Origin of the sequence: Haematobacter genomosp. 1, assembly GCF_002196855.1 — a bacterium.
Lineage (GTDB): Bacteria > Pseudomonadota > Alphaproteobacteria > Rhodobacterales > Rhodobacteraceae > Haematobacter.
Genome location: NZ_NIPW01000008.1, coordinates 38578 through 61725 on the forward strand (window position 1 = coordinate 38578; position 23148 = coordinate 61725).

A 23148-nucleotide genomic window follows, 5' to 3' on the forward strand; every position below is an offset into this window, starting at 1 on the left:
GTAGGCTGGGTGCGATGCCGTTGGTGTCTGCGGTGTTGATAAGGGATTTTAGCCCCAGACCTGCCCGCCTTCATAATGCCGGCGAATAGGGTGGCTCTCTTGTTCACAGTGATTATCTGATCGGTTTTCGACGCTGCTGGAGTGGAACTCGATCCGCCTATCTCGCAGGAAGACCTGCAAGCCGTGCCGGCGCCTCTGGATGCGTGCATGTTTGTCTCCCAAGCGCGACCCGGGGAGAACGCAAAGACTGTTCCTGCCGCCGCTTCGGAAGGGCTGCAACGACTGGCACGGCGCATCTCCCCCTAACATTGAAACGACCCGCGGACGAAGCGCGTCTTTTCAGCGCTTTGGACGTCAGCGCAATGAGCCCACGGGCTGCCGCTGCAAACTAGCATGAACGATACCGCTCGGCATCCAGCGATCATTCTAGACGCGGTTTGCAGTGCATATCAGTGCGCGACAACGGCTAGATCCAAGCCCATTGCGCATCGGTAAGCCAAGAGCAGTGAACCTCCGCTCAGTGGCCGACGGAATCCTGCTATCTGATCATGATTCCGGCGAATGCCGTGCCATTACTCGTCTCGACCCTCAAGGCAGAAACGAGAAAACCTAATTAAATCAGTTATCTCAGGCTGGCTCCAACGGCGCGCGGAGTGCGAAACGCAGGGCGTTTTCTACGATCAATGCCCGGCGGCGGTCGAGCTGCGCCGGATCCGCCATGTCTATGCCGAGCGAAATCGCCACGGTCGACTGGTTGGAGATCGAGTAGAAGCTGAGCGAGATGATGACCAGATACAGATCGACCAGATCACAATCCTGGCGAAAAACGCCGCTTTGCTTGCCGCGCGTTAGAACATCATCCAGATAGCCGAGGCTTCGCTGCGTCCGCTCGCTGATCGCCGGGGAATCGCGCAGAGTTCTGGCTTGATTGAGGTTTTCAGCCATGACCAGCCGGACGAAATCGGGGTTCTGGTAGTGGTTGTCGAAGGCCCGCGCGGCATAGGCTTTCAGGGCCTCCACCGGCTCCAGCAGGTCGAGCCTGTCGAGGCTCCGCGCCTGACTCGCCTGTGAGTAGGCGTCCTCCAGAACAGCGCGGTAGAGGCCGTCCTTGCTGCCGAAATAATAGTAGATCATGCGCTTGCTGGTCTGCGTGTTGCGCGCGATCTCGTTGACGCTGGTGCCATCGAATCCATTCGACATGAAGGCCAGCTTTGCATTGGCAAGAATGTCTGCGCGGGTAGCCTCCGCCAGGGTAGCCGCATCCATTCCGTCTTCGAAACGACGCCGTCCTCGGCCGGAGTGAGCGGCATTTTCCGTTTTTTTACATTCTGTTGGCGTCTCTGTCATGGAGATCACTGTGGCATGCCGATCCCCGCTTGACAATGGTCGCGCCGGATTTATTGTTCTATTCGGTTCAAAAAACCAACGGGGGGATTGCTGTCATGACCATTCACGCCATCCAGGCGGAGTTCTGCCGTGTTTAGGCTCGTCCTGAACCGGATTGCCGTCTCGGCACCGCTGATCCTGATCGTCACGCTGCTCACTTTCGTTCTGAACAGCTTTGCGCCTGGAGACCTTGCCGCGACGATTCTGCAGGGTGAAACCTCCATCGCCCGCTATGACGAATTGCGCGCCGAACTCGGCCTCGACAAACCGGTGCTGGAACAATACGGGCACTGGCTGATCAACGCCGTGCAGGGCGATCTGGGCAAATCGCATTTCACCGGCGAAAGCGTGGTGCAGATGCTCAATGACCGCTTCTTCGTGTCGCTGTCGATCATTCTCGGCTCGCTGCTGGTCTGTGTCGCGATCGGGGTGTCTCTCGGCCTGATTTCCGCGCTGCGCGGAGGCTTCATCGGGAGGGCGGTCGATGTCATCTCGATCGTGGCGCTGATCTTCCCAAGCTTCTGGGTGGCTCTGGTGCTGATCTCCGTGTTCGCAGTCTGGCTGCAATGGTTCCCCGCCGTCGGTTATACGCCGTTCTCCCAGAACCCCTGGGCCTGGTTCGTGGGCCTCGTACTGCCGGTGATTTCGGTTGCCCTGCATTCGATCACCACCATCGCCAAACAGACCCGCGATTCGATGGGCGAGGTGATGCGTCGCGACTTCATCCGCGCCCTGCGCGCCAGCGGCCTGCCGGAGCGGCGGATCATCCTCCGCCATGCGCTGCGCAATGCCTCGCTGCCGGTGGTGACGGTGATCGGGCTGGTCACGGTCAGCGCGATCAGCGGGACGGTCTTCGTCGAGCATGTCTTCGTCCTGCCGGGCATGGGCAGCCTTGCCGTGGAGGCGGCGCTGAACAGCGACGTCGCGCTGCTGCAGGGCGCGACGCTCTATTTCACTTTGCTGACCATCACCGTCAATCTGCTGGTCGACCTCAGCTATGGCTGGCTCAACCCGAAGGTGCGCTTGCAATGACGTCTGTCGCTTCCGTTTTCGAGCCCGAGGTGCGGCACCGGCGCCAGCCGGTCATTCTTTCGGTACTGCTCCGGCCGCTTGGGTTCATCGCCATCGGCTGGCTGGTCCTGATCGTGCTGGCATCGATCTTTGCAGATCAGCTCAGCGCCTATGACCCGGTGCGCCAGAACCTGCTGGCCATCAAGCAACTGCCCAGCATGCAGCATCCGCTCGGCACCGACGCCTTCGGGCGCGACATCCTCAGTCGGCTTCTGCACGGCGGCGCGGCCACTCTGACAGGCGTTGTTCAGGCGCTTGCCGTGGCGGGCGTCCTCGGCGTGGGGATGGGCGTTCTGGCGGGGTATTTCGGCCGCAAGACCGACCGGGTGATCGGCATGATCCTTGAGATCATCATGACGCTGCCGAACATCATCATCCTGCTGGTCATCATCACCATCTTTAACCGCAACATGACGGTGGCGATGGCGACGGTGGGGGTGATCGGGTCCGCCAATATCGCGCGGGTGGTCCGGGCGGCGGTGCTGTCGATCCGCGGCGAGCTTTATATCGAGGCGGCGCGCATCACCGGGCTGGGCGACGCGCAGATCATCCTGCGCCATGTCCTGCCGCGGATCATCGGGCCGATCATCGTGCAGCTGTCGATCTTTGCCGCGCTGGCGGTGCTGATCCAGACCGGCATCAGCTTTCTGGGCCTCGGCGCCCCGCCACCGCAGCCAAGCTGGGGCGGCATGATCTATGAGGCCTCGCTGGCAATAAACGATTTCCAGTGGCTGCTGGTGCCGTCGGGCGCTGCGGTGGCGCTGACGATCCTCGCCTTCGGCCTTCTGGGCGATACGCTCCGCGACGTACTGGCCGACCGCTGGTCCGCGCCGGTGGCGAAGGGGCGGGCGGTGGGGGCGACAGTGGCCCCCGGCCGGGACAGCGAACCCTTTGACCGCAACGCGGTGCTCTCGCTGCGTGGGCTGACTATTGTCACCCGCAAGAACGGGGTGGAAACCGCGCTGGTTGACGATCTCGGCTATGACATTCAGCCGGGGCAGACGCTGGGGCTGGTGGGCGAGTCCGGCTCCGGCAAGACGCTGGGCAGCCTTGCGCTGATCGGGCTGCTGCCAGCGGGAACGCGGGTGGTCTCCGGGCGGATGCTGTTCGACGGGCGCGAATATGATCTGCGTGATACGGCCTCGCTCACCCCGCTCCGCGGGCGACAGATCGGCATGATCTTTCAGGAACCGATGGCGGCGCTGGACCCGTGCTTCACCATCGGCAGCCAGTTGGCGGAGGTCGCGCGGATGCATGGCGCCGGTTCCGGGGCCGAGGCGCGCCGTCGGGCGCTGGAGGCGCTGGAACAGGTGCAGATCCCGGATGCGGAGGCGGTGATGCGCAAATATCCGCATCAGGTGTCCGGCGGCATGGCGCAGCGCGTGGGCATCGCCCGCACCCTGCTGCCGCAGCCAAAGATCCTGCTTGCGGATGAGCCGACCACCGCGCTCGACGTCACGGTGCAGGCGGAGATCCTCGACCTGATCCGCCACGCCACGGAACAGCGCGGGATGGCCACGCTGCTGGTGACGCATGACTGGGGCGTGGTGGCCGACATCTGCGACCGCGCGCTGGTGATGTTCCGCGGCCGGAAGCTGGAGGATGCCGATATCGAGGACCTCTTTGCCCGGCCGTCGCACCGCTACACCCGTGCGCTGCTGGCCGCCAATCCGCACGGCGCTGCGGTGGGCAGCCGCCTGCCGACCATCCGCGACACGTTCAACGCCATGGAAGGAGCCGCGCCGTGACCGACGCCCCGCTTCTGTCGCTGCGCGACATCAGTGTGAACTTCGGCGGCTTTCAGGCGCTGAATTCCGTCAGCTTCGATCTGGCGGAGGGGGAGACGCTGGGCCTGGTGGGCGAATCCGGCTCCGGCAAATCCACCATCGGCAATGTCATCCTCGGCCGCGTCACAGCGGCCAGCGGAACCGTCACCTATGCCGGAGAGGACATCACCTACCTGCCGCGCAGCCGCCGGCGGGCGCTCGGGCGCGAGATCCAGGTGATCTTTCAGGACCCCTACAGCTCCCTCAACCCGGTGCGCACCATCGGCCAGACGCTGGCGGAGCCGCTGATGGCGGCGGGCGAACGGAATTCGGCGGAGATCTCCCGCCGGATCCGCGCCATCCTCGATATCGTCGGCATGCCCGCCGATACGGTGGAACGGTTTCCGTCCGAATTCTCCGGCGGCCAGCGCCAGCGCATTGCGGTGGCCCGCGCCGTGATCGCGCGGCCCAAGCTGGTGGTCTGCGATGAACCCGTCTCCGCGCTCGACCTCTCCGTGCAGGCGCAGGTGCTTAACCTGCTGAACGACCTGCAAAAGGAGATGAAGCTCACGCTGCTGTTCATCTCGCACGACCTGACCGTGGTGCGCCATGTGTCGCGCCGCGCGATGGTCATCTTCCGCGGCGAGATCGTGGAGGAGGGCGATGCCGGGCGGATCCTGGAGAACCCGCAGCACCCCTATACCCGCACGCTTCTGGCCGCCGCCCCGGTGCCGGATCCCGTGGCGCAGCGCCAGCGCCGTCAGGCTTGGCGGGAGATGCGCCGGATCAGCGCTGCGGCCTGACGCCAGAAAAATTCCAGGGAGGACGCTCTGATGACGAATGCCAAACCCCGCCTGCTAAGCAGGCTTCTTGCGGCAGGCGGGCTCGCCGCCGCGCTGGCCGCTGCCCCGGCGGTAGCGAAGGAGAATGTGCTGACTGTCGGCAACCCCTTTGCCCCGCTCAGCCTTGACCCCGCTCTGTCTGGCAATGGCCGGGCCGGGACCTGGCTGTTCCCAACCTATGAACCGCTGGTGCGCACGCTCGCCGACGGGTCGCTGGAACCCGCGCTGGCCACCAGCTGGGAGATGTCGGACGATCTCCAGGTGTTGACGGTGACCCTGCGCGAAGGGGTCACCTTTTCAAACGGCGAGGCGGTCGATGCCGCCGCCGTCAAGAAATCCATCGACTACTTCGTCGGCCGCAGCGGCCCCTTCGCCGCGAACCTCGCCAAGTTGACCGGGGTGGAGGTGGTGTCGGACCATGGGCTGACCATGACCTTCTCTGAACCGACCCCGGTTGCGATGAAGCTGTTCGACCACAATTGGAACGCGGGCTGGATCATCTGCCCCGCCGGTGTGGACAATCCCGAAACCCTGCTGACGAAAAGCTGCGGCGCCGGGCCCTATGTGCTGGACGCCGACGCTTCCGTTTCAGGCAAGAGCTACACCTACCTGCCCAATCCCTCCTACTACAACGCGGAGGCGCGGCACTGGGACAGGATCAAGGTCTCGGTCTTCCTCGACCAGAATTCGGGTGTCCAGGCGCTGCGGGCCAATCAGTTGAACGTGCTGATCTCCGACCCGATGACCGCGCATATGAACCGCAGCATCCTCGGCGACAGGATCAGGCTGATCCATTCACCGGTGCAATGGGCCGGTCTCGTGCTGATGGATCGCGCGGGCGACATCAACCCCGCCCTGGGCGATGTCCGCGTGCGCCGCGCGCTCAACATGGGCATCGACCGCAACCTGGTCGCGCAGGCCATGTTCGGTGATCTGGCCTATGGTACGGCACAGCTGCAGGTGAAGGGTTTCGACGGCTATCAGGAGGGCAATGAGGCCGTGTATCCCTTCGATGTGGATGCCGCCAAGGCGCTGCTGGCGGAGGCGGGCTTTGCAGACGGCCTGACGGTGAAGGCGGGGTACGTCAGCAACACGCTGAACAATGCGCTGTTTCAGGCCTATGCCGACCAGCTCAGCCAGATCGGCGTGACGCTGGAGCCGGAGATCTATCAGGGCATCGGCGCCTCGCTTCAGGCCCGCAAGGAGCGCAAGATCGAGACGTTGCTGTTCAACACCAACTCCGGGGTGCCGAACCTTGCCATGGTGCAGACGCTGAGCCCGAACGGCTCGCTCAACCCCTATGCCTCCAGCGACCCGGAGCTCAGCGCGCTGATCGCCGCGGCCTCCCGTCTCACGGGGGAGGAGGCCCGGCAGGCGTGGGACGCGGTCTATGCCAAGGTTGTCGAACTGGCCTGGTTCCTGCCGGTCATCGGTGTCGATGCAGCCTATCTCGCCACGAGCAATGTCGAAGTGCCGGAGATCGGGCAGAGCATCGTGATCGACATCACGAAGATCCGTCCACGCAGCTGACCGGCCCCCACATCAAAGGAACATGTCCATGCTGGACCCGATCATTGCGGATATGGATCGCCGCCGCGTCGCCGAAGGCTATCCGGAGCCGTTCTCGGCCGCGACCGGCGGAGAGGCGCGCGCGCACGGCTGGGCGATCCGGAATGCGTTCTACCCCAGCCCGGACATTCCCGTGGCCGGGTCCGAGCCGCGCTTGGTTCCCGGGCCCGGCGGCGCCATTCCGGTGCGCGTCATCCGCCCGCTGGAGCCGTCGGGCGCCACCGTGCTTTATCTGCATGGCGGCGGCTGGATCATCGGCGATCTGGAGAGCCATCATGCGCATGCCTGCCGGCTGGCCGATGTCTCCGGCGCGGTGGTGGTGAACGTCGATTATCGTCTGGCGCCGGAACATCCGTTTCCGGCGGCGCCGCTCGACGCGATCGCGGCGCTGGAATGGGTGGCCGCGCATATCGGCGAGCTGGGCGGCGATCCCGCCCGCCTTGCCGTCGCCGGGGACAGCGCGGGGGGCAATCTGGCGGCGGTGGCCGCGCTTCACGCCCGCGACGCGGGGCTACCGCTCAGGGCCCAGTTGCTGTGCTATCCGCTGACCGATTTCCGCCGGCGCACGGGCAAGCCGACGCCGGTGGAGCCCAAATATCTCGGCCCGGATTACGTGAAGACCGCCGCAGACTGGCGCGCCTCGCCCATCACTGCGGATTTGCGGGGCGTCGCGCCGGTGATCCTCGGGACGGGACGGCATGACTATCTGCATGCGGACAATCTGGCCTTCGCCGCCGCGCTCTGCACGGCGGGCGTGCCGCTGGACCTGCGCATTTACGACAGCCTCAACCACGGCTTCGCCAGCTTCACCGGTGTGGTTCCGGCCGCGTTGAATGCCACTGTCGAGCTTTATGAGCGGCTGTCCCTGCAGATGCGCTGATCCGGTTCGCTCCATCGTCTCGATCACACAGGGGCGAAGGCGCGCAATTCCACAATTCACGCTACTGGCAGCCTGTCCCGTGTAAGGCCCGTCGAGCCCACCCGCAAGGTTACGATTGCCGGGGAACGGGTTCTCCCCGTCCATCGCGTGGTTAGCAAGCGGATCGTGTTGGTGGGACTTCGCCGATCTATAGACGAGGGTCCGACGCAGGATATCGGATCCGTCGGGGAATCTGCTCGGCGGTTTCTGGTTCTGTCCATCAAATGACCACCGGGGTCGTGCGGCAGATGATACGCAATATCCCGTCGGCTGCTGGCTATTTCCAACGCGCCACTGCCTTCGCCGTGAGCTTTTGGCATATCGCTCGTCAATCCTGACAAGGGGGGCCATCCATCCTCGTCGGCATCCCTGCGCGCATATCCATTCCGGTCTCGATGCCATTTGGGAAGGATGGCTATGCGGGAGACGGCCTCACCCGCAGGCGAGGACGGAGTGCCGGGTGATGAGTACATGTCGGGTGCAGAATTATCCCGGCCCGTGGTAATCATCAAACCCGGCTCGCCTTGCTTTCGGCGGTTTTCAGAGGTCTGGCGGCGCGCTGATGAACGGCTGGGGCTGGGGGACGACTTGTCTGTTGCTGCAATTGTGGTCGTCCCGCCTTTTGCCGATCACGGGCTATCGCCGAACCGCGGTCACGGGAACAGGCCGCGGGTCTCTTTGGCGCGGCGCACCGTCTCCACCCCGATCGCGAGCGCGGCGTTGCGATGCGAGAGGCCGCGCGCTTTCGCCATGTCCAGCACCTGGCCGAGGGAGCGATCCAGTGCTTCGTAGAGCTTGCGCATCACCTCGTCCTCCGTCCAGAAATAGCGTTGCAGATCCTGCACCCATTCGAAGTAGCTGACGATCACCCCGCCGGAGTTGCACAGGATGTCGGGGATGACGAAGATGTCCCCCCGGTCGTCGATGATCTCATCCGCGCCGGGGGTGGTCGGACCGTTCGCGCCTTCGGCGAGAATGCGGCATTTCAGGTCCGCCGCATTGCCGGCGGTGATCGCCCGTTCCAGCGCCGCGGGGATCAGCACATCGCAGGGCTGGGTCAGCAGCTCTTCCGGGTCGAAGGCCAGCTCGGTCGAAAAGCCCGCAAGCGAGCCATGCGCCTGGGCATGGGCCGACATCGCCTGAACGTCGAGGCCGCGGGGATCATAATAGGCCCCCGTGTGGTCGGAAGCGCCGACGATCTTCACGCCATGCTCCGCCAGCGACAGCGCCGAGATCGCCCCGACATTGCCGAAGCCCTGGACGATGGCAGTGGCGCCTTGCGGCACCATTCCGATCAGATCCATCGCGCGCAGCGTGCAGTGGGCGACGCCACGGCCCGTCGCCTCGCGCCGGCCCAGCGTGCCGCCGCACCAGACCGGCTTGCCGGTAACGATTTCATTGACGGTGTGGCCCGCATACATGGAATAGGTGTCCATGAACCATGCCATGACCTGTTCGTTGGTGCCCATGTCAGGGGCCATCACATCGGTATGCGGGCTGACGAAGGGGATCAGTTCCTGCATGTAGCGGCGCGACAGTGCCTCCAGTTCGTGGGGGGACAGCGCACGCGGATCGACGGTGATGCCGCCCTTGGCCCCGCCATAGGGCAGCCCGGCCAGCGCGCATTTCCAGCTCATCCAGACCGCCAGCGCCGCGACCTCGCCCACATCGACCGAAGGGGCAAAGCGGGTGCCGCCCTTTGTCGGGCCCAGCGTCAGGTGGTGCTGCACGCGGTAGCCCTGGAACACGGCGGTCGATCCGTCGTCGCGGTGGATCGGGCAGGAAACCGCGACCAGACGCTTGGGCATCAGCAACCGCTCGCGCTGATCTTGCGGGATGTCGAGGTGGTCGGCGATGCGCTGGAACTGCGTCTTCGCCATGTCGAACACGGGCCCGGAATACATGGGGCGTCCTTTCAAGGGGTGCAGGGGATCGGGCCGCGCGACGGGATCGCGCGGCAACCGCAGGATGTGTCGGTCCGTTCAGTGTCGCAGGTCGGACAGGAACTTCTGCGCGCGGGGGTGCTGGGGGTTGGTGAAGAAGGTCTCGGGAGAGGCGTCCTCCAGCAGCACGCCCTTGTCGAGAAACCAGACGCGGTCGGCGACCTCGCGCGCGAAGCCCATCTCATGGGTGACGCACATCATCGTCATGCCGGTATGGGCGAGGCCCTTCATCACCTGCAACACCTCCCCCACCATCTCGGGGTCGAGCGCCGATGTGGGTTCATCGAAGAGGATGACCGGCGGGTCCATGGCCAGCGACCGCGCGATGGCCACCCGCTGGGCCTGCCCGCCCGAAAGCTGCCCGGGAAAAGCCCCCGCCTTGTCCGCCAGCCCGACACGATCCAGAAGCGCGTGGGCCTTTTCCTCTGCCGCCGCGCGGCTCAGGCCGCGGAGCTTGCGGGGGGCGAGGGTGATGTTGTCCAGCACCGACATATGCGGGAAGAGGTTGAACTGCTGGAAGACGAAGCCGATGTCGCGCCGCATCCGGTTCAGGTCGGCGCCCTTTGCCTGCGTATCCTGCCCGTTCACGGTGATCCTCCCGCCCTGGATCGGCTCCAGCCGGTTGATGGTGCGGATCAGCGTCGTCTTACCGGAGCCGGAGGGGCCGCAGAGCACGACGACCTCGCCCTTGTTCACCTCTGCGGTTATGTCGGTCAGGCATTGGTGGTGTGGCGTGTACCACTTGTTGACGGCATCGAAGCGGATCATGGTGCAGGCTCCGTGGCGAGGATTGGGGTGACGGCGGGGCGGCCCTGCCGGCGGCGGGCGATGCGGCCCTCCAGCCAGCGGGCGGTCTGGGTCAGGGAGAAGCAGAGCACGAAGTAGGTCAGCGCGAGGATCGAGAACACCTCGACCGGACGGGTCAGAAGCTGGCTGTTCACCTGCGCGGCGGCAAAGGTGAATTCGTTCACCGAAATCACATAGCCCAGCGAGGTTTCCTTGATGAGCGATACGAACTGGCTGATCAGGCTCGGCAGCGAATTGTAGAGTGCCTGCGGCAGAACGACGAAGCCCAGCGTGCGAAAATAGCCAAACCCCAGCGACCGCGCGGCCTCCGTCTGGCCCTTGGGCAGCGACTGAATGCCGGCGCGGATCGCTTCGGCCAGATAGGCGCTCTCATAAAGCACCAGCGCCCCCACCAGCGTCCAGAAGCCGCTGATCGGCCAGCCGATCAGATGCGGCAGCGCGAAATAGCTCCAGAAGATGACCATCAGGAACGGCATGCCCCGCACCGTATGCACGATGGCCGCGGCGGGAAGGCTGATCCAGCGGAACGGGCTGATCCGGGCCACGGCCAGCGCCATGGCGCAGGGAAAGGCCAGTGCCAGACCCGTCAGCGCCAGGAGCAGCGTGGCCGCCAGACCGCCCAGCGGGCCGTTGGGATACTGCCCCACGAGAAAGAGCAGCCAGTAGTCGTGGATGATGTCGATCATGGCTGCCCCCTATCGCGCGGCGCTGGCGTTGCGGCGTTCGTAAAGCCCGCCAACCGCCATGATGAGGAACGAAAAGAACAGGTAGATGGCCGTCACCACGAAGAAGATCTCGAAGGTGCGGAACGTGTCGGCCTCGATCTGCCGTGACTGGTAGGTCAGTTCATGCACGCCGATGGCCATGGCGATCGAGGTGTTCTTGAACAGCAGCAGCGAATAGTTGACCAGCGGCGGTATGGAAAGCCGCAGCGCCTGTGGCACGATCACGTAGCGCATGGTCTGGAGATAGCCGAAGCCGAAGGTACGCCCCGCCTCATACTGGGTGCGCGGCACGGCGCGCAGGCCCGAGCGCAGCGCCTCCGACATATAGGCGGAAAAGCAGAAGCCGATGGCAAGCAGCGCGAGGATGAATTCGCTGTTACGCTCGTAAAGCCATTCGCGGGCGGCCTCGGGCAGCAGTTCGGGCACGGCAAAATACCAAAACAGCACCTGCACCAGCAGGGGGATGTTCTGGTGAACCTCCACCCAGGCGGAAACGAACCAGACCGCGGGCGGAAATTCGGTGGCGCGCAGCACGGCCAGAACCACCGCCAGCCCGAAGGCGAGGCACCAGGCCCCCAGCGTCAGTTGCAACGTCACCCACAACCCGTCCGCAAGCCAGCGCAGGTATTCGCCGGTCAGGACGGCAGAGAAATCGAGCGATCCGCCCATGGTCTTCCCCTTCCGTTCGGGCCGCCCGGCATCACGCCAGGCGGCGGGTTGCCAGGATCAGAGCGCGGGTTTCAGCACCGGGTCGGAGACAGGCTCGTTCATGCGGAAGGCGCGGGTGAGTTTGAACTGGGTTTCGGGGCCGAACCATTTGTCGAAGATCTTCTGCGCCTCGCCCGTCTCTTCCAGCCGGGTCAGCGTGGCATTGACGGCCTCCTTGAATGCGGGTTCGTTCCTGCGCAGGCCGAGCCCCCAGTATTCCTTGGCCATCGCACCGGGCAGGAAGGCGAAACCGCCGCCTGCGGTATTGACGAACTTCACCGAGGCGACCTCGGAGAGCGCCAGCGCCTTCACCTTGGACTGTTGCAGCGCCAGGAAGGCGGCGGGCGGATCCTGGAAGGTCAGGATGGTGGCCTGCGGCACGATCTCCCGCAGGAAGCGTTCGGAGCTGGAGCCTTTCGGCGCGCTGACCTTCTTGCCGGAGAGGTCCTCCATCGCCTTGATGTCGGAGCCTTCCTTGACCAGCAGCCGTTGCAGGCTGACGAAGGAGGCGTTGGAATAGTCGATCTGCTGCGCGCGTTCGGCAGTATAGCCCAGTGCGGCGGCGACCAGATCCACCCGGCCCTCGGTCAGCTCGGGGATCCGCGCCTCGACCGCGATGAGCTTCAGCTCCAGCTTGACGCCCAGATCGTCGGCCACGGCTCGGCACAGATCGACCTCATAGCCGATGATCTCCCGTGTCGCGGGATCGGGAAAGCTGAAGGGTTCGTAGTTGCCCATGGTGCCGCAGATCAGCCCACCCTTCGCCTTGATGTCGGAAAGCTGGTCGGCCAGCGCCGGAGCGGCAGCAAGCGACAGGCCCGCCAGAATGGCGAGGGATTTCAGAATGGTCATCTTGGTCTCCTGTTGGTTTTTGTGCGCTCAGGCGGGTTTGCCATAGGCGCCGATGTAGCGGTCTTCGGCGATCTGCCGCTTGATCTCGGCTTCCGGGGCCTCCTTCGTGCGGACGGGATAAAGAAGCGCCGGCCCGTCGGCCCGCGCAGAGGCGCTCATATCGTCCGCCGCCTTGATATCGCTGCGGTTTACGACAGGGCTGCGGATAGAAGCCGGCACCTCGATGGCTCCGGGATCATTCTCGCAGGACGCGCGATGGATGACGGCATGTGCGGATATCGGCAACTCGCGCCGACCGATTGCGCCATTGTCGTTGATTGCAGGGTCGATGACGAAATCCGCCGCGTGGTGAATTCTGGCGGCACTGGATATCCCGACGCCTCCGGGCAGGCATGTGGCGACGATGCGGAAGCTTTCAAGCAGGTCCGCTTGCAGCACGGCGGCAGAGGTCGTGGTCATGGTGCGGTCCTGCGATGTGTCGAATTAAGATAAGGTAATGGAGGAAGGCACATAAAAAACAGCGATATTATTTTATGAAATCCAATCTCTTTTTTAGATGATTTTGGACGCAAGGGACCTCGCGTCGTTGCAGATCGGCGTGCCATGTCGTTGAGAGACGCCGAGAGCGTATCGGGACGGAGCTACGCCGCCAGCAATGGTTGAAGGTTGGACCGAGCGTACCGGAAATTTCCTCCGACAATCTGAAGGGCTGGTCCGGTTCGGCAGAAGACAGCCAAGCCGGCCTTGTCGATGTTCCCGCGAGGGTGCTCAAACGGTCGACCCACCACGGCCAATGGGGTAACGAACCTTTTGTTCTTCTATTCCTCGAACAGTCGATATCGGAAATAACGTCCTGATCGCCATACATTATCCCGACGGCGCCACCGGCCCGTCATCGTGAGATGGCCGGAAAAATCCAGCTTCCGGTGGTCCAAGGTCGGGGAGCATATCAGCGATCCCGGGCATCTCGATATCGGGTCGGGGCGTCGCACGGGAGCTGGCAGTGCTGATCGAGCGTCGAGGAAAGCCGGTAATGATTATCTCGGATAGGGGCACGGAACTGACCTCGGATGTTATTCTGCCGTGGTTCTCGGAGAAAAAGATCGAATGGCATTACATCGAGCCGGGCAAGCCGAGCGAGACTGTGCGGAAAGCCTCAACGGACGCATGCGCGTTGAACTGCTCAACGAAACCACGTTCCGCACCTTGGCTCATGCCCTGGTCGTGACCGCCGCGTGGACCGCCGAATAGACACTGAACGCCCGCATTCTGCCGTGACCTACCAGACCCCGGCCGATCCCGCGCGGACCCGGACACCGCTGCACAAGACGAAAGCTTTGCGCGTCGGCGATCGCTCCCCCGTCGTCGATCGGCATAAAACACCAACCAGAGTCCTGTCGGCGCTGGAGTAAAACCCAATGCCAAGGCAGGGGTGGATTTGCAGTGCGATACCCACGCCCCGAAGCTACAGGCAACGCCGGATCTTCGTATTTCCCTGGGTCCGCCCTTCAAGGTCGGTCTCGCGCCAATGGGTTGGGCCATCGCAGGGGCAGCTGCACCCATGGCGGCGGGGGCTGTGGCTTCGCAAGACACGCTGCTCAATCTCTCCGGCTCGGCAGCAGTGACGGACTTTCCCGGTTGTTGATGTCTTTCGAGCGTGGTCGCTGGGATGCCTCCGTCCAGAGTAGATGCGTCGTGGGACTTCAGTCGGTATTGATCCACACGGCTTTCGTGTCGAGATATTCCTCCAGATGCTCTATCCCGCCCTCGCGCCCGTAGCCTGACATCTTCACCCCGCCAAAGGGAACGGCGGGGTCGATCGCGTGATACATGTTCACCCAGACCGACCCGGCCCGGATACGTCTGGCAAGCTTGTGCGCGGTGCCGAGATGGGTCGTGAATATTCCCGCCGCGAGACCGTAGGGCGTCGCATTGGCCCGTTCCACCACTTCCTCCAGCGTATCAAAGGGAAGGGCGGAGACGACCGGGCCAAAGATCTCCTCGCGCGCGATGGTCATTGCATCCGTCACATCGCCGAAGACGGTGGGGGCAATGTAGTTCCCCCGGGCGAAATCTCCGCCCGTCAGCCGTTCACCACCGGTCAGCAGGCTGGCACCCTCCGCCCTGCCCGCGGCCAGATAGCCCTCGATCCGGCTGACCTGCCGGGCGGAGATGATCGGACCGATCTCGGCGGTTTCGCTGATCCCGTTTCCAACGTGCAGCGCCTTTGCGAAATCGGCAACCCGTCTGACGAATTCCGCGTGTATCTCGCGGGCAACGAACAGCCGCGAACCGGCGATGCAGATCTGACCCGAGTTCGCAAAGACCGCCATCGCGGCGACGGGCACCGCCTTGTCGATATCGGCATCCCTGCACACGATCACAGGCGACTTGCCCCCGAGCTCCAGCGACACGCGCTTCAGATTGCCGGTCGCGGCACGGGCGATTGCCTGTCCCGTCGCGGTGGAGCCGGTAAAGACGATCTTGTCCACGCCCGGATGGGCAGCGAGTGCCGCGCCCGCCTCCGGCCCCGTTCCGGTGACGACATTCAGAACTCCATCCGGCAAGCCCGCGTCCTGCATGAGGCGGGCGATCATCAGCACCGTCAGGGACGCCTCTTCCGAAGGCTTCAGGACGACCGTGCACCCCGTGGCGAGAGCAGGCGCGATCTTCCAGACAGACCCGGCAATCGGCGCGTTCCATGGAATGATCGCCCCAACGACGCCGACCGGCTCTTTCACCGTCTGGGACAGGATCTCGCCGGGAAAGGAGTTGGGGATGGTGGCACCATGAAAGGCCACCGCCTGCCCGGCATAGAAGCGCAGCATGCCAATCACCCGGCGTCGGTTTGCCAGCGTCCGGGCGATAGGCATTCCCATGTCGAGCGTGTCGGACAGGCACAGCGTTTCCCATTCTGCCTCGAAGCGTTCCGCGATCCTGAGCAGCAGCGCCTGACGCTCGAAAGGGGTGAACCGCGCCCATGGGCCCTCGAAAGCACGCCGCGCGGCGGTAACGGCATCGTCGATGTCGGCGGCGTCCCCGCGGGGGACCGTTGCGAGCAGCGCGCCGGTTGCCGGGTTTCGCGCCTCCATCACCGCGCCGGAATGTGCGGACAGCCACCGCCCCCCGATGTGCATCGGACGGAAGCCGCCGTCATAAAGTGCGGCGGCGCGGCTTTGCCAATCTGTCATCATCATCTCCTCCACCTGGGGGATCATGCGTCAGGGTGCGAAGAAGGCTCAAGTCGGGAAAGCCTGCGCGGGACAACAAAGCGGCTGGCTCTTGTCGCATTGTTTGGTCATCCTGTGCGGCATGGCGGCCGGGGAGGGCGCCTGGAGGAGATTTCTGATGCGACTTGACGGAAAGGTGGCGATCGTCACCGGCGGTGGATCGGGCTTTGGCGAGGGTATTGTGCGGAAATTCGCCGCAGAAGGAGCGCAGGTGATCGTGATGGATCGCGATGAAGCGGGCGCAGTGCGCGTGGCGGAAAGTGCCGGAGATGCGTGCCGTGCCTTTGTGGGCGACGTATCGCTGCCCGCGGGTATGGAGGGCGCCCGAGAAGCAGCAATTTCGGCCTTCGGGCGGCTGGACATCCTTGTGAACAACGCGGGTGTGGGGCATGTGCCGACTGCGCTGGAGGACGTTGACGAAGCAACCTTCGAGCGCATTGCGGACGTGAACATGCGCTCCGTCTATAACGGCGCCCGCGCGATGGTGCCGCATTTCAAAGCCCAGAGGTCCGGCGCGATCCTGAACGTCGCTTCCACCGGAGGCGTCTCGCCCCGTCCGAACCTTACCTGGTACAACGCCTCCAAGGGCTGGGTCATCACTGCCACGCGCGCGATGGCGGTCGAACTCGCACCCTTCGGCATCCGTGTGAACGCGATCAATCCCGTGGCTGGCGACACACCGCTGCTCGCCACATTCATGGGTGCAGACACCCCGGAGATGCGTGCGAAATTCCTCTCCACCATTCCGCTTGGCAGATTTTCCACACCACAGGACATGGGCAATGCGGCGGCCTTCCTGTGCTCGGAGGAAGCCTCGATGATCACCGGTATTGCGATGGAGGTCGATGGCGGACGCTGCATCTGAGCGGGTGTCGGGGCCGGAAGAGAGGAATGAGCCGATCCTTGGGAGCACTGGTCGGAGGGGCCGTGGCATGATTTCGAGAACCCGTAACGAAGGCTTGCGCGGCTGTTCCGTCATCGCTAAACGGTCGGTGCTAGGGTCGTTAGCTCAGTTGGTAGAGCGTCTCGCTTACACCGAGAATGTCGGCGGTTCGAACCCGTCACGACCCACCATTCTTATTTTCAATAAAATCAATCACTTAGAACACGCTCCAGAACGGCAATGTACCCTAAACGCCGCAAAAATGTACCCTAAATGTACCCTAAAATTTTTTGGGGTACATTCGGGCTGAATCAAAAAGGGACGGCTAACGCCGCCCCCATCCGTCTCATTATCTCACCTGCCACGCGGGTTCAGCACCCCGCCGTACAGCGTAGCCTGCGCCATACGCTCATCGACCTTGAGTTAAATCAGTTCGGCTAGCTGGTTCGCGGCCCGTTGCGCCTGAATCGGGTCTTCGATGCTGTTAGAGGTCTGAAGGTTCACCACAATCCCGCCAAAGCTGTTCGACACAGACGAGCCACCCCCGCCGGTCTCCAACCTAGACGCGTCGACCGGGATCTTCCTCCCCCGCGTCAGCGGTACCACTGCTTCATCGTCGTGGAGGATCGCAGGGATCCCGAAAGTGTTAGCAGTACCATTCTTGAACTGAGGAGCGTTCTTGAACAGCGCGGCGGGAGCCGGGGCGTAGCTCACCGCCTTCTGATCCGAGTATCCGCCTTCTTTGAATAGCCCGATCATGGATCCGACCGAGTTCCAGAACCCTCCGCTTGCTGCAGCGGTAGCTCCAGCGCTCGCGGCCCCTGCTCCTGCGCCCGCCACGCTTCCGGTGGTCATCGCACTGGCGATGATAGCCCCGCCCTGTGCAGCGCCTGCGACGATGCCTTGCGCAAGGATGGTCGCGCCGGTTTGGTATCCCAGCGCGTCCCCCAGCATGGTCATGACCTGATCGGCCATCATCGTGGCCAGCGATGACCGGATGGTCTCAACTATGTTCGATACGTCGATATCGCCGGTCATGAAGACGTCTTTTAGCCCGTCGCGGACGGAGGTCAGCGCTTCGGCTTGTAGGTTCTTGAACGATTCCCCCTCTGTGGGAATTCCCTTGAAATAGTCCTTTACAGGATCTTCAGTCAGGCGTTGGAGGACTTCGTATAGTTGCTGCTGGGTCTCGAATAGCCGCAAGGCGGATGCGCTGGCCGAGTCCAGACGCCCGCCATAGGCGCTCATCATGTCCGCCGCGAGTTGCGCCCCCTCCATCGTCGCGTACTGTCCGCTGGCTAGCAGCTTCCGTGCCGCGAACCGGGTCGTCGAGATATCCAATGAACAAGTGTGGCTGAGAGGCCGATTTGATCGGCGCAAGAGGCGGGTATTTGTGGAGAAGCACATCGCCGAACCGGAACTTGTGGGTCTCGGCGCGAGACTTCGCCGTCTCGATAAGGCGCGGCGCATGGCGTGGGAAACTGAGATGGAGAGGGCGGCAAAAAGCCCCCTCATGATGGAGGAGGCTTGGCCTTGTTCACCGATCACTGGTCAAGCTGCGGGCTTCACAGCGGTCCCGCACGCTTTTCGACCGCCTGCGATTGTGGAGGCTTCACAGGCGGCAAAGAACCTGGCGAAGAGTCCGGTCGTTCGCATTGTAGCCGGGTCGGGCGCCTGAAAAGCTACGCCCAACTGTGGCGAGCCCGGATAGTTTGGAAACGTGAAAATCACGCCAGCCTTGCCCGGTTCCTCCGAGAACTTGCCAGCCGCTGAGGGTCACGTCGCCCGATTTGTCCACGCCTAGCAGGTGAGGTTCGACCTCGCGAGCCTTGCCGTTGTACATGAACCGGATCACCTGACGGTCGCGGATGGCTTGGGAAATTTGCGCGGACAACAAAAGAATCACCACACCAAAGGGCTGCAATATTTCGATGGTGATCGGCTCTGCCTGACCTGTCGAGTCCTTCGTCGGCCATGGAAAAGCCCGCCGGGCGAGGGCGGGCTATGGCGGTAACGCGGTGCGGCTTACTGGATAAATCTCGCCGCAACTTGCGCGATGGTAGACAGGCCAACGATCAATCCGACGATAAGAGCGATGCCTCCGTAGCCTGGAAGCATAGACACCTTGCCCTTGAGTTCGGCGACGTCGGTTCGCAAGACCTTCATGTCGGCCTTCACTTCCTTCATGTCGCTCTCCAAGCTTGCAACGCGCACTGCCAGCATGGTGTCCTCCGGTGGCCCCCCGGGAGTATGTGGGCCTTGTGGTCCTTTAGGCAAGTAGGGGCCTGATGGATACTGATAGATGTTTCCCGTCTCATTCGTCATCGGACGGTGCCTCAAAGAGGGACTGCGCGCGGATTGTCTCCCAGTTCTTCTTGGCTTGTTCGATCATATCTTTTCCGGCTGCCTTGCGCATATCGTCCGCTCCGAACGACTGCATGAAAATGCCATCTACGTATTTTGCAGCATCCTCATAGGCGGCGGCGATCCACGCGCTTGTCCATTTTCTGATTTCCGCGTTCTCTCGCGTCAGCTCTCGGATTTTGCTTTCTGCCGCATCCACGAGCGCAGCCAAGGCTTCAACCCTCTCGTCCAGCGTCATCTACTCCTCCAATGGAGGGGGAAAACTAAGTAACATGTTACTTGTCAATAACTTATGGTATAAAAGGTCACCTTCCCAGAATCGCCCCTCTCTGCTTTCATCCAGAACATTACAAGAACCGATTCTGAGGGAGGGTTAACGAGTGACAAAGGAAGATTATGGCGGTTCGTGGGGAATGACCGACGTGAGGCAGACGCTGCGGGAGAAGGTCGCTGCAATGACGGACGTCGAAATTATGAGGCTCATTTGCTGGCGCTGCGCTCGATGCGGCGCAGGATTCGCCACCTAGAGAGGCTTCGTCCATGTCGCTTTCGTCATCGATGCCTATGCCCACTGCATCGTCGGCTGGAGGCTCAGCCGTTCGGCCCATGCGGGCTTCGTTCTGGATGCTCTGGAACAGGCAGTTCATGAACGCCGCCCGGCCAAGGGCACGGGGCTGGTCCACCACAGCGACAGGGGCTCTCAATACCTATCCATTCGCTACACCGAACGTCTTGCCGAAGCAGGCATTGAGCCTTCGGTCGGCAGCGTCGGCGACAGCTATGACAACGCGCTGGCCGAGACGATCAACGGCCTATTCAAGGCCGAGGTCATCCACCGCCGTGGCCCCTCGCGCAGCTTCGAGGCTGTCGAATATGCCACGCTGGAATGGGTCGACTGGTTCAACAACCGCCGGCTCCTCGAGCCCATCGCGAACATCCCGCCAGCAGAAGCCGAGGCCAACTTCTACGCAGCTCTGGAAACTGAACCCATGGCCGCGTAACTAACCAAAATCAGCCTCCGCCAAACCCGGCGGCAGTTCAGGGTGCCCTCGCCACCTAGCGCAGACTGCCCCAGTGGTGCGACCAGTTATTTTGTGTTCGCTCCCGGCTTGAGAGGAGGACGAGGCCACAGGTGCCAAGCTCCTCACAAACAGCTTGGACGTAACGGCTCGCGGCGGGTAGCCATAGTGAATTTTAGCATCTACTAGTCAGTCATCAGCGTGCCTATGTCGGTGCGGGAAAGCGTCAAGACCTGCGTAAAGCAGTTACCCTTGTCTACCGTTGTCGCCCGATGGCAGTTATGAGATTCAGCGCCGATGTCAACCTTTCGACGAGAGCGAGCAGATCGTGGGAAAAAACATGACAAACGAGACTTTGCGCCAATCCCTCGACAGCTTGCAGAGCAAGGCTCGAGAGAGAATTGTCAAAACACAGAATATTGAGTACGATCTCGAAACGTTAGGCTTTGTTGACAAAAGTGATTCCCCTGCGCGGTCGGCTGTGATTCAAGACCCTCTCTAGGCAGGAGATGAGCTTGGCGCGCAACCTGATATCCGACGATGAGTGGGCCTTCTTCGATGGCTTTATTCGTGCTGTACGGCATCCGAACGGGCGCAAGCCTGCAGACCATCGATTTGTTCTGGATGGCATTTTCTGGATCGCGCGGACCGGTGCGCCCTGGCGGGACCTGCCCGAAGAGTTCGGCAAGTGGTCATCGGTCTACCGCCAGTTCCGCCGCTGGACTTGGCGGGACTGTGGGAGGATATCTTGGATGCGCTGAACCACGCCGGGATTGCCCCCTGCAACCTTCAGATGGTCGACAGTACCGTGATACGCGCCCATCATCATGCGGCGGGTGCAAAAGGGGAGCTCCGAAAGAGGCTCTTGGCCTTTCGAGAGGTGGGTTCTCGACAAGATCCATCTCCGCGTCAACGGCGCCGGTCTCCCTATGAGGACCGAGATCACGCCGGGCCAGGATTCCGACTATACCGGCTATGATCTGGTAAATGGCCGCCAACCTGCCGCAGCCTGCGGTTCTGGTGGCGGACAGAGGCTACGACTCTGATAAAATTCGGGAAGACATCGAGAACCGTAACGCGCTGCCCATGATCCCGATGCGAAGAACCGAAAGGTACGCAAGGCTGTCGACATGACCATCTCCACCCTGCGCAACATGGTCGAGCGCTGCTTCAACAAACTGAAAAACAGCCGCCGGCTGGCAACCCGCTACGACAAAACCGCAGACAGTTTCCTCGGTTTTATAGACGTCGCCTGCATCAGGCTCTGGCTTCGCCATTTGTCAACATGACCTAGCTTCCACCGGTGAAACTAGTCGCGACAGAATGGTCGCAAGCGGCGGTATTGCGTCCATTCGCCACATATTGCTGAGCTTATCGGGACGTTTTGCAACATTGACCGTGCTTGCTGAGCACTATTTCCGTCGGGATCCACGCCGCTCGCGGCGGCAGGTTTTTTTCGGGAGGATCATATGGCTGGAGAAAAGCCGGAACTCAGTCATCAGGGTCAGTTCAACGAGCAACGCGGGTGGCGGCAGTATAACGTCTGGATCATGCGCGCGCTCGGTCTGATTGCGGCGCTTGTCGTCTATGCTCTGCTCGGGGGTTCGGAGGGATTGAGCGCGGATGGTCGTGCGGTTGCGGCTATTGCAACGCTCATGGCGATTTGGTGGATGACGGAGGCCATACCGCTGGCCGCCACGTCGCTGATCCCCATCGTGCTGTTTCCAGCGCTTACGGGGCAGAGCGTGTCGCAGGCGACTTCGCCCTATGCAAATCCCATCGTTTTCCTTTTTCTGGGTGGATTTCTCATCGCGATCGCCATGGAGAAATGGAACCTGCACCGGCGTATCGCGCTGCTCACCATCGCGCGCATCGGGGTGGAGCCGCGCCGCATTGTCCTCGGCGTGATGGTCTCCACAGCGTTTCTGTCGATGTGGGTTTCCAACACCGCGACGGCGCTGATGATGCTGCCCATCGGCATGTCGATCCTCGCGCTGTTCACCAGCGGGGGCAAGTCCGCTGGATCGGTCGAGGACATCGGGAACGGCCAGACGATCACGGAAGCGATCCGCGATCCCAACGTGGCGACTTTCGGCGTCTGCCTGATGCTCGGCATCGCATGGTCGGCCTCCATCGGAGGGCTCGGCACGCTGCTCGGAAGCCCGCCCAACGCCATCGTGGCGGGGTATGCGGCGGATACGTTGGGCACGCCGATCAGTTTCTTTCAGTGGATGATGATCGGCCTGCCGCTCGCCGCAGTGTTCATCCTGCTGGCGTGGTGGGTGATGACCCGGGTCATCTATCGCTTCGAACTGCCGGAAATCCCCGGGGGCCGCAGCATGATCGACAAGGAGATCGATGCTTTGGGGCCAATGAGCCAAGGGGAAAAGGTGGTGCTCGCCGTATTCGTGAGTGCGGCCTTCCTGTGGATCGTTCCGGGCTTGCTCGGCAACATTCCCTTCGTCGCTGCCGCTCTGCCCTGGCTGGGCGGTTTCAACGACACCGTCATCGCCATTGCGGCGGGGCTTGCCATGTTCATCCTGCCTGCGGAGGGCAAGACGAAGATGGTCCTGAACTGGAAAGATGCGGAGGACGGGCTGCCGTGGGGCGTTCTGCTGCTGTTCGGGGGTGGCCTGAGCCTCGCCGCTGCCGTGGGGTCGTCCGGGCTGGATGACTGGTTCGGCGCGCAGGTGTCCGGTCTGGGGGCGCTGCCCGCAATCCTGCTCGTCGCTTCGGTCGTCGGTATCATCCTTTTCCTGACGGAGGTGACCTCCAATACCGCGACGGCTGCGACGTTCATTCCGATCCTCGGAGGTGTGGCTCTGGGCCTTGACGTCAATGCGATGATGCTGATCGTGCCCGCGGCGCTGGCGGCGACCTGCGCCTTCATGCTGCCGGTAGGCACGCCGCCGAACGCGATCGTCTTCGGCTCTGGGGCGGTCACGATCGCCCAGATGGCGCGGGGCGGGGCGGTGATGAACCTGATCGGCATCCTGCTCATCACCTGCGCGATCTATGCGATCGGCGGGATGGCGCTTGGGATAGACTTCTGATCTTTCTCTTC

At 62.8% G+C, this 23148-nt stretch carries 19 protein-coding genes, 1 tRNA gene and 3 pseudogenes; 11 read left to right on the forward strand and 12 right to left on the reverse strand.

Features of this window, described 5'->3' with window-relative positions; all coding sequences use genetic code 11:
* Window positions 1–627 precede the first annotated feature (627 nt).
* Window positions 628–1347, reverse strand: a complete 720-nt coding sequence (locus CDV49_RS05510) for a TetR/AcrR family transcriptional regulator (protein WP_143413124.1) — start codon at window positions 1345–1347, stop codon at window positions 628–630.
* Window positions 1348–1476: 129 nt separating this feature from the next.
* Between CDV49_RS05510 and CDV49_RS05515 the strand changes: the two genes are divergently transcribed.
* The 5 genes from CDV49_RS05515 to CDV49_RS05535 are packed head-to-tail and all read left to right on the forward strand — an operon-like array spanning window position 1477 to window position 7514.
* The gene (locus CDV49_RS05515; RefSeq protein ID WP_088214571.1) at window positions 1477–2418 is read left to right on the forward strand and encodes an ABC transporter permease; all 942 of its coding nucleotides are present in this window, start codon (window positions 1477–1479) and stop codon (window positions 2416–2418) included.
* On the forward strand, window positions 2415–4205 hold the full coding sequence (locus CDV49_RS05520) for a dipeptide/oligopeptide/nickel ABC transporter permease/ATP-binding protein (protein ID WP_088214572.1): 1791 nt from the start codon (window positions 2415–2417) through the stop codon (window positions 4203–4205). Before CDV49_RS05515 ends, CDV49_RS05520 begins: the two co-directional genes overlap by 4 nt.
* A complete protein-coding gene (locus CDV49_RS05525) occupies window positions 4202–5026 on the forward strand; it encodes an ATP-binding cassette domain-containing protein (RefSeq protein WP_179209126.1) in 825 nt (274 codons plus the stop codon). Before CDV49_RS05520 ends, CDV49_RS05525 begins: the two co-directional genes overlap by 4 nt.
* Window positions 5027–5056: 30 nt before the next feature.
* Entirely contained in the window at window positions 5057–6595 is a 1539-nt protein-coding gene (locus CDV49_RS05530; RefSeq protein WP_088214574.1) for an ABC transporter substrate-binding protein, read from the forward strand.
* A gap of 28 nt (window positions 6596–6623) precedes the next feature.
* Window positions 6624–7514, forward strand: coding sequence for an alpha/beta hydrolase (locus tag CDV49_RS05535; RefSeq protein ID WP_179209127.1), 891 nt, complete (start codon window positions 6624–6626; stop codon window positions 7512–7514).
* A 692-nt stretch (window positions 7515–8206) separates the two neighbouring features.
* Here the strand turns inward: CDV49_RS05535 and CDV49_RS05540 are convergent.
* The 6 genes from CDV49_RS05540 to CDV49_RS05565 all read right to left on the reverse strand — a co-directional run bounded on the left by CDV49_RS05540 (window position 8207) and on the right by CDV49_RS05565 (window position 13047).
* Window positions 8207–9457 (reverse strand): Glu/Leu/Phe/Val family dehydrogenase, encoded by a 1251-nt coding sequence (locus tag CDV49_RS05540; RefSeq protein ID WP_088214576.1) that lies wholly within the window; start codon window positions 9455–9457, stop codon window positions 8207–8209.
* A gap of 78 nt (window positions 9458–9535) precedes the next feature.
* A complete protein-coding gene (locus tag CDV49_RS05545; RefSeq protein WP_088214577.1) occupies window positions 9536–10264 on the reverse strand; it encodes an amino acid ABC transporter ATP-binding protein in 729 nt (242 codons plus the stop codon).
* Entirely contained in the window at window positions 10261–10989 is a 729-nt protein-coding gene (locus CDV49_RS05550) for an amino acid ABC transporter permease (RefSeq protein WP_088214578.1), read from the reverse strand. The genes CDV49_RS05545 and CDV49_RS05550 overlap by 4 nt, the downstream gene beginning before the upstream one ends.
* A gap of 9 nt (window positions 10990–10998) precedes the next feature.
* Window positions 10999–11697 (reverse strand): amino acid ABC transporter permease, encoded by a 699-nt coding sequence (locus tag CDV49_RS05555; protein ID WP_088214579.1) that lies wholly within the window; start codon window positions 11695–11697, stop codon window positions 10999–11001.
* A gap of 57 nt (window positions 11698–11754) precedes the next feature.
* Window positions 11755–12588 carry an ABC transporter substrate-binding protein gene (locus CDV49_RS05560; protein ID WP_088214580.1) on the reverse strand — a complete coding sequence of 278 codons (834 nt, stop codon included), beginning with the start codon at window positions 12586–12588 and terminating at the stop codon, window positions 11755–11757.
* A 27-nt stretch (window positions 12589–12615) separates the two neighbouring features.
* Window positions 12616–13047 carry a hypothetical protein gene (locus CDV49_RS05565; RefSeq protein ID WP_088214581.1) on the reverse strand — a complete coding sequence of 144 codons (432 nt, stop codon included), beginning with the start codon at window positions 13045–13047 and terminating at the stop codon, window positions 12616–12618.
* A gap of 487 nt (window positions 13048–13534) precedes the next feature.
* On the opposite strand from CDV49_RS05565, the pseudogene CDV49_RS20810 reads away from it, so the two are divergent.
* Window positions 13535–13996, forward strand: a pseudogene (locus tag CDV49_RS20810) (integrase core domain-containing protein); the annotation flags it as partial.
* 295 nt (window positions 13997–14291) lie between these two features.
* Here the strand turns inward: CDV49_RS20810 and CDV49_RS05570 are convergent.
* Window positions 14292–15779, reverse strand: coding sequence for an aldehyde dehydrogenase family protein (locus CDV49_RS05570; RefSeq protein WP_088214715.1), 1488 nt, complete (start codon window positions 15777–15779; stop codon window positions 14292–14294).
* A 157-nt stretch (window positions 15780–15936) separates the two neighbouring features.
* Between CDV49_RS05570 and CDV49_RS05575 the strand changes: the two genes are divergently transcribed.
* Window positions 15937–16683 carry a glucose 1-dehydrogenase gene (locus CDV49_RS05575; RefSeq protein ID WP_088214582.1) on the forward strand — a complete coding sequence of 249 codons (747 nt, stop codon included), beginning with the start codon at window positions 15937–15939 and terminating at the stop codon, window positions 16681–16683.
* Between the two features lie 133 nt (window positions 16684–16816).
* Window positions 16817–16892 (forward strand) — tRNA-Val (locus CDV49_RS05580).
* A 232-nt stretch (window positions 16893–17124) separates the two neighbouring features.
* Here the strand turns inward: CDV49_RS05580 and CDV49_RS20420 are convergent.
* The 4 genes from CDV49_RS20420 to CDV49_RS05595 form a co-directional block, all read right to left on the reverse strand.
* On the reverse strand, window positions 17125–17949 hold the full coding sequence (locus CDV49_RS20420; protein WP_179209129.1) for a phage tail tape measure C-terminal domain-containing protein: 825 nt from the start codon (window positions 17947–17949) through the stop codon (window positions 17125–17127).
* A gap of 364 nt (window positions 17950–18313) precedes the next feature.
* Window positions 18314–18610 carry a WYL domain-containing protein gene (locus CDV49_RS21055; RefSeq protein WP_143413127.1) on the reverse strand — a complete coding sequence of 99 codons (297 nt, stop codon included), beginning with the start codon at window positions 18608–18610 and terminating at the stop codon, window positions 18314–18316.
* A gap of 116 nt (window positions 18611–18726) precedes the next feature.
* Window positions 18727–18924 (reverse strand): hypothetical protein, encoded by a 198-nt coding sequence (locus CDV49_RS05590; protein WP_088214584.1) that lies wholly within the window; start codon window positions 18922–18924, stop codon window positions 18727–18729.
* A 91-nt stretch (window positions 18925–19015) separates the two neighbouring features.
* Entirely contained in the window at window positions 19016–19303 is a 288-nt protein-coding gene (locus CDV49_RS05595) for a hypothetical protein (RefSeq protein WP_088214585.1), read from the reverse strand.
* 289 nt (window positions 19304–19592) lie between these two features.
* On the opposite strand from CDV49_RS05595, the pseudogene CDV49_RS05600 reads away from it, so the two are divergent.
* The 3 genes and pseudogenes from CDV49_RS05600 to CDV49_RS05610 all read left to right on the forward strand — a co-directional run.
* Window positions 19593–20066, forward strand: a pseudogene (locus tag CDV49_RS05600) (DDE-type integrase/transposase/recombinase); the annotation flags it as partial.
* Between the two features lie 527 nt (window positions 20067–20593).
* Window positions 20594–21373 (forward strand): annotated as a pseudogene (locus CDV49_RS05605) (IS5 family transposase).
* Between the two features lie 180 nt (window positions 21374–21553).
* On the forward strand, window positions 21554–23137 hold the full coding sequence (locus CDV49_RS05610; RefSeq protein ID WP_088214586.1) for an SLC13 family permease: 1584 nt from the start codon (window positions 21554–21556) through the stop codon (window positions 23135–23137).
* The last annotated feature ends 11 nt before the right edge of the window (window positions 23138–23148 follow it).

Coding starts and splice junctions, on each gene's coding strand:
- CDV49_RS05545 (WP_088214577.1), bottom strand. CDS start 10,264: ATGATCCGCTTCGATGCCGTCAACAAGTGGTACACGCCACACCACCAA.
- CDV49_RS05520 (WP_088214572.1), top strand. CDS start 2,415: ATGACGTCTGTCGCTTCCGTTTTCGAGCCCGAGGTGCGGCACCGGCGC.
- CDV49_RS05560 (WP_088214580.1), bottom strand. CDS start 12,588: ATGACCATTCTGAAATCCCTCGCCATTCTGGCGGGCCTGTCGCTTGCT.
- CDV49_RS05535 (WP_179209127.1), top strand. CDS start 6,624: ATGCTGGACCCGATCATTGCGGATATGGATCGCCGCCGCGTCGCCGAA.
- CDV49_RS05590 (WP_088214584.1), bottom strand. CDS start 18,924: ATGCTGGCAGTGCGCGTTGCAAGCTTGGAGAGCGACATGAAGGAAGTG.
- CDV49_RS05575 (WP_088214582.1), top strand. CDS start 15,937: ATGCGACTTGACGGAAAGGTGGCGATCGTCACCGGCGGTGGATCGGGC.
- CDV49_RS20420 (WP_179209129.1), bottom strand. CDS start 17,949: ATGAGCGCCTATGGCGGGCGTCTGGACTCGGCCAGCGCATCCGCCTTG.
- CDV49_RS05530 (WP_088214574.1), top strand. CDS start 5,057: ATGACGAATGCCAAACCCCGCCTGCTAAGCAGGCTTCTTGCGGCAGGC.
- CDV49_RS05540 (WP_088214576.1), bottom strand. CDS start 9,457: ATGTATTCCGGGCCCGTGTTCGACATGGCGAAGACGCAGTTCCAGCGC.
- CDV49_RS05610 (WP_088214586.1), top strand. CDS start 21,554: ATGGCTGGAGAAAAGCCGGAACTCAGTCATCAGGGTCAGTTCAACGAG.
- CDV49_RS05565 (WP_088214581.1), bottom strand. CDS start 13,047: ATGACCACGACCTCTGCCGCCGTGCTGCAAGCGGACCTGCTTGAAAGC.
- CDV49_RS05595 (WP_088214585.1), bottom strand. CDS start 19,303: ATGACGCTGGACGAGAGGGTTGAAGCCTTGGCTGCGCTCGTGGATGCG.
- CDV49_RS05510 (WP_143413124.1), bottom strand. CDS start 1,347: ATGACAGAGACGCCAACAGAATGTAAAAAAACGGAAAATGCCGCTCAC.
- CDV49_RS05550 (WP_088214578.1), bottom strand. CDS start 10,989: ATGATCGACATCATCCACGACTACTGGCTGCTCTTTCTCGTGGGGCAG.
- CDV49_RS05570 (WP_088214715.1), bottom strand. CDS start 15,779: ATGACAGATTGGCAAAGCCGCGCCGCCGCACTTTATGACGGCGGCTTC.
- CDV49_RS05555 (WP_088214579.1), bottom strand. CDS start 11,697: ATGGGCGGATCGCTCGATTTCTCTGCCGTCCTGACCGGCGAATACCTG.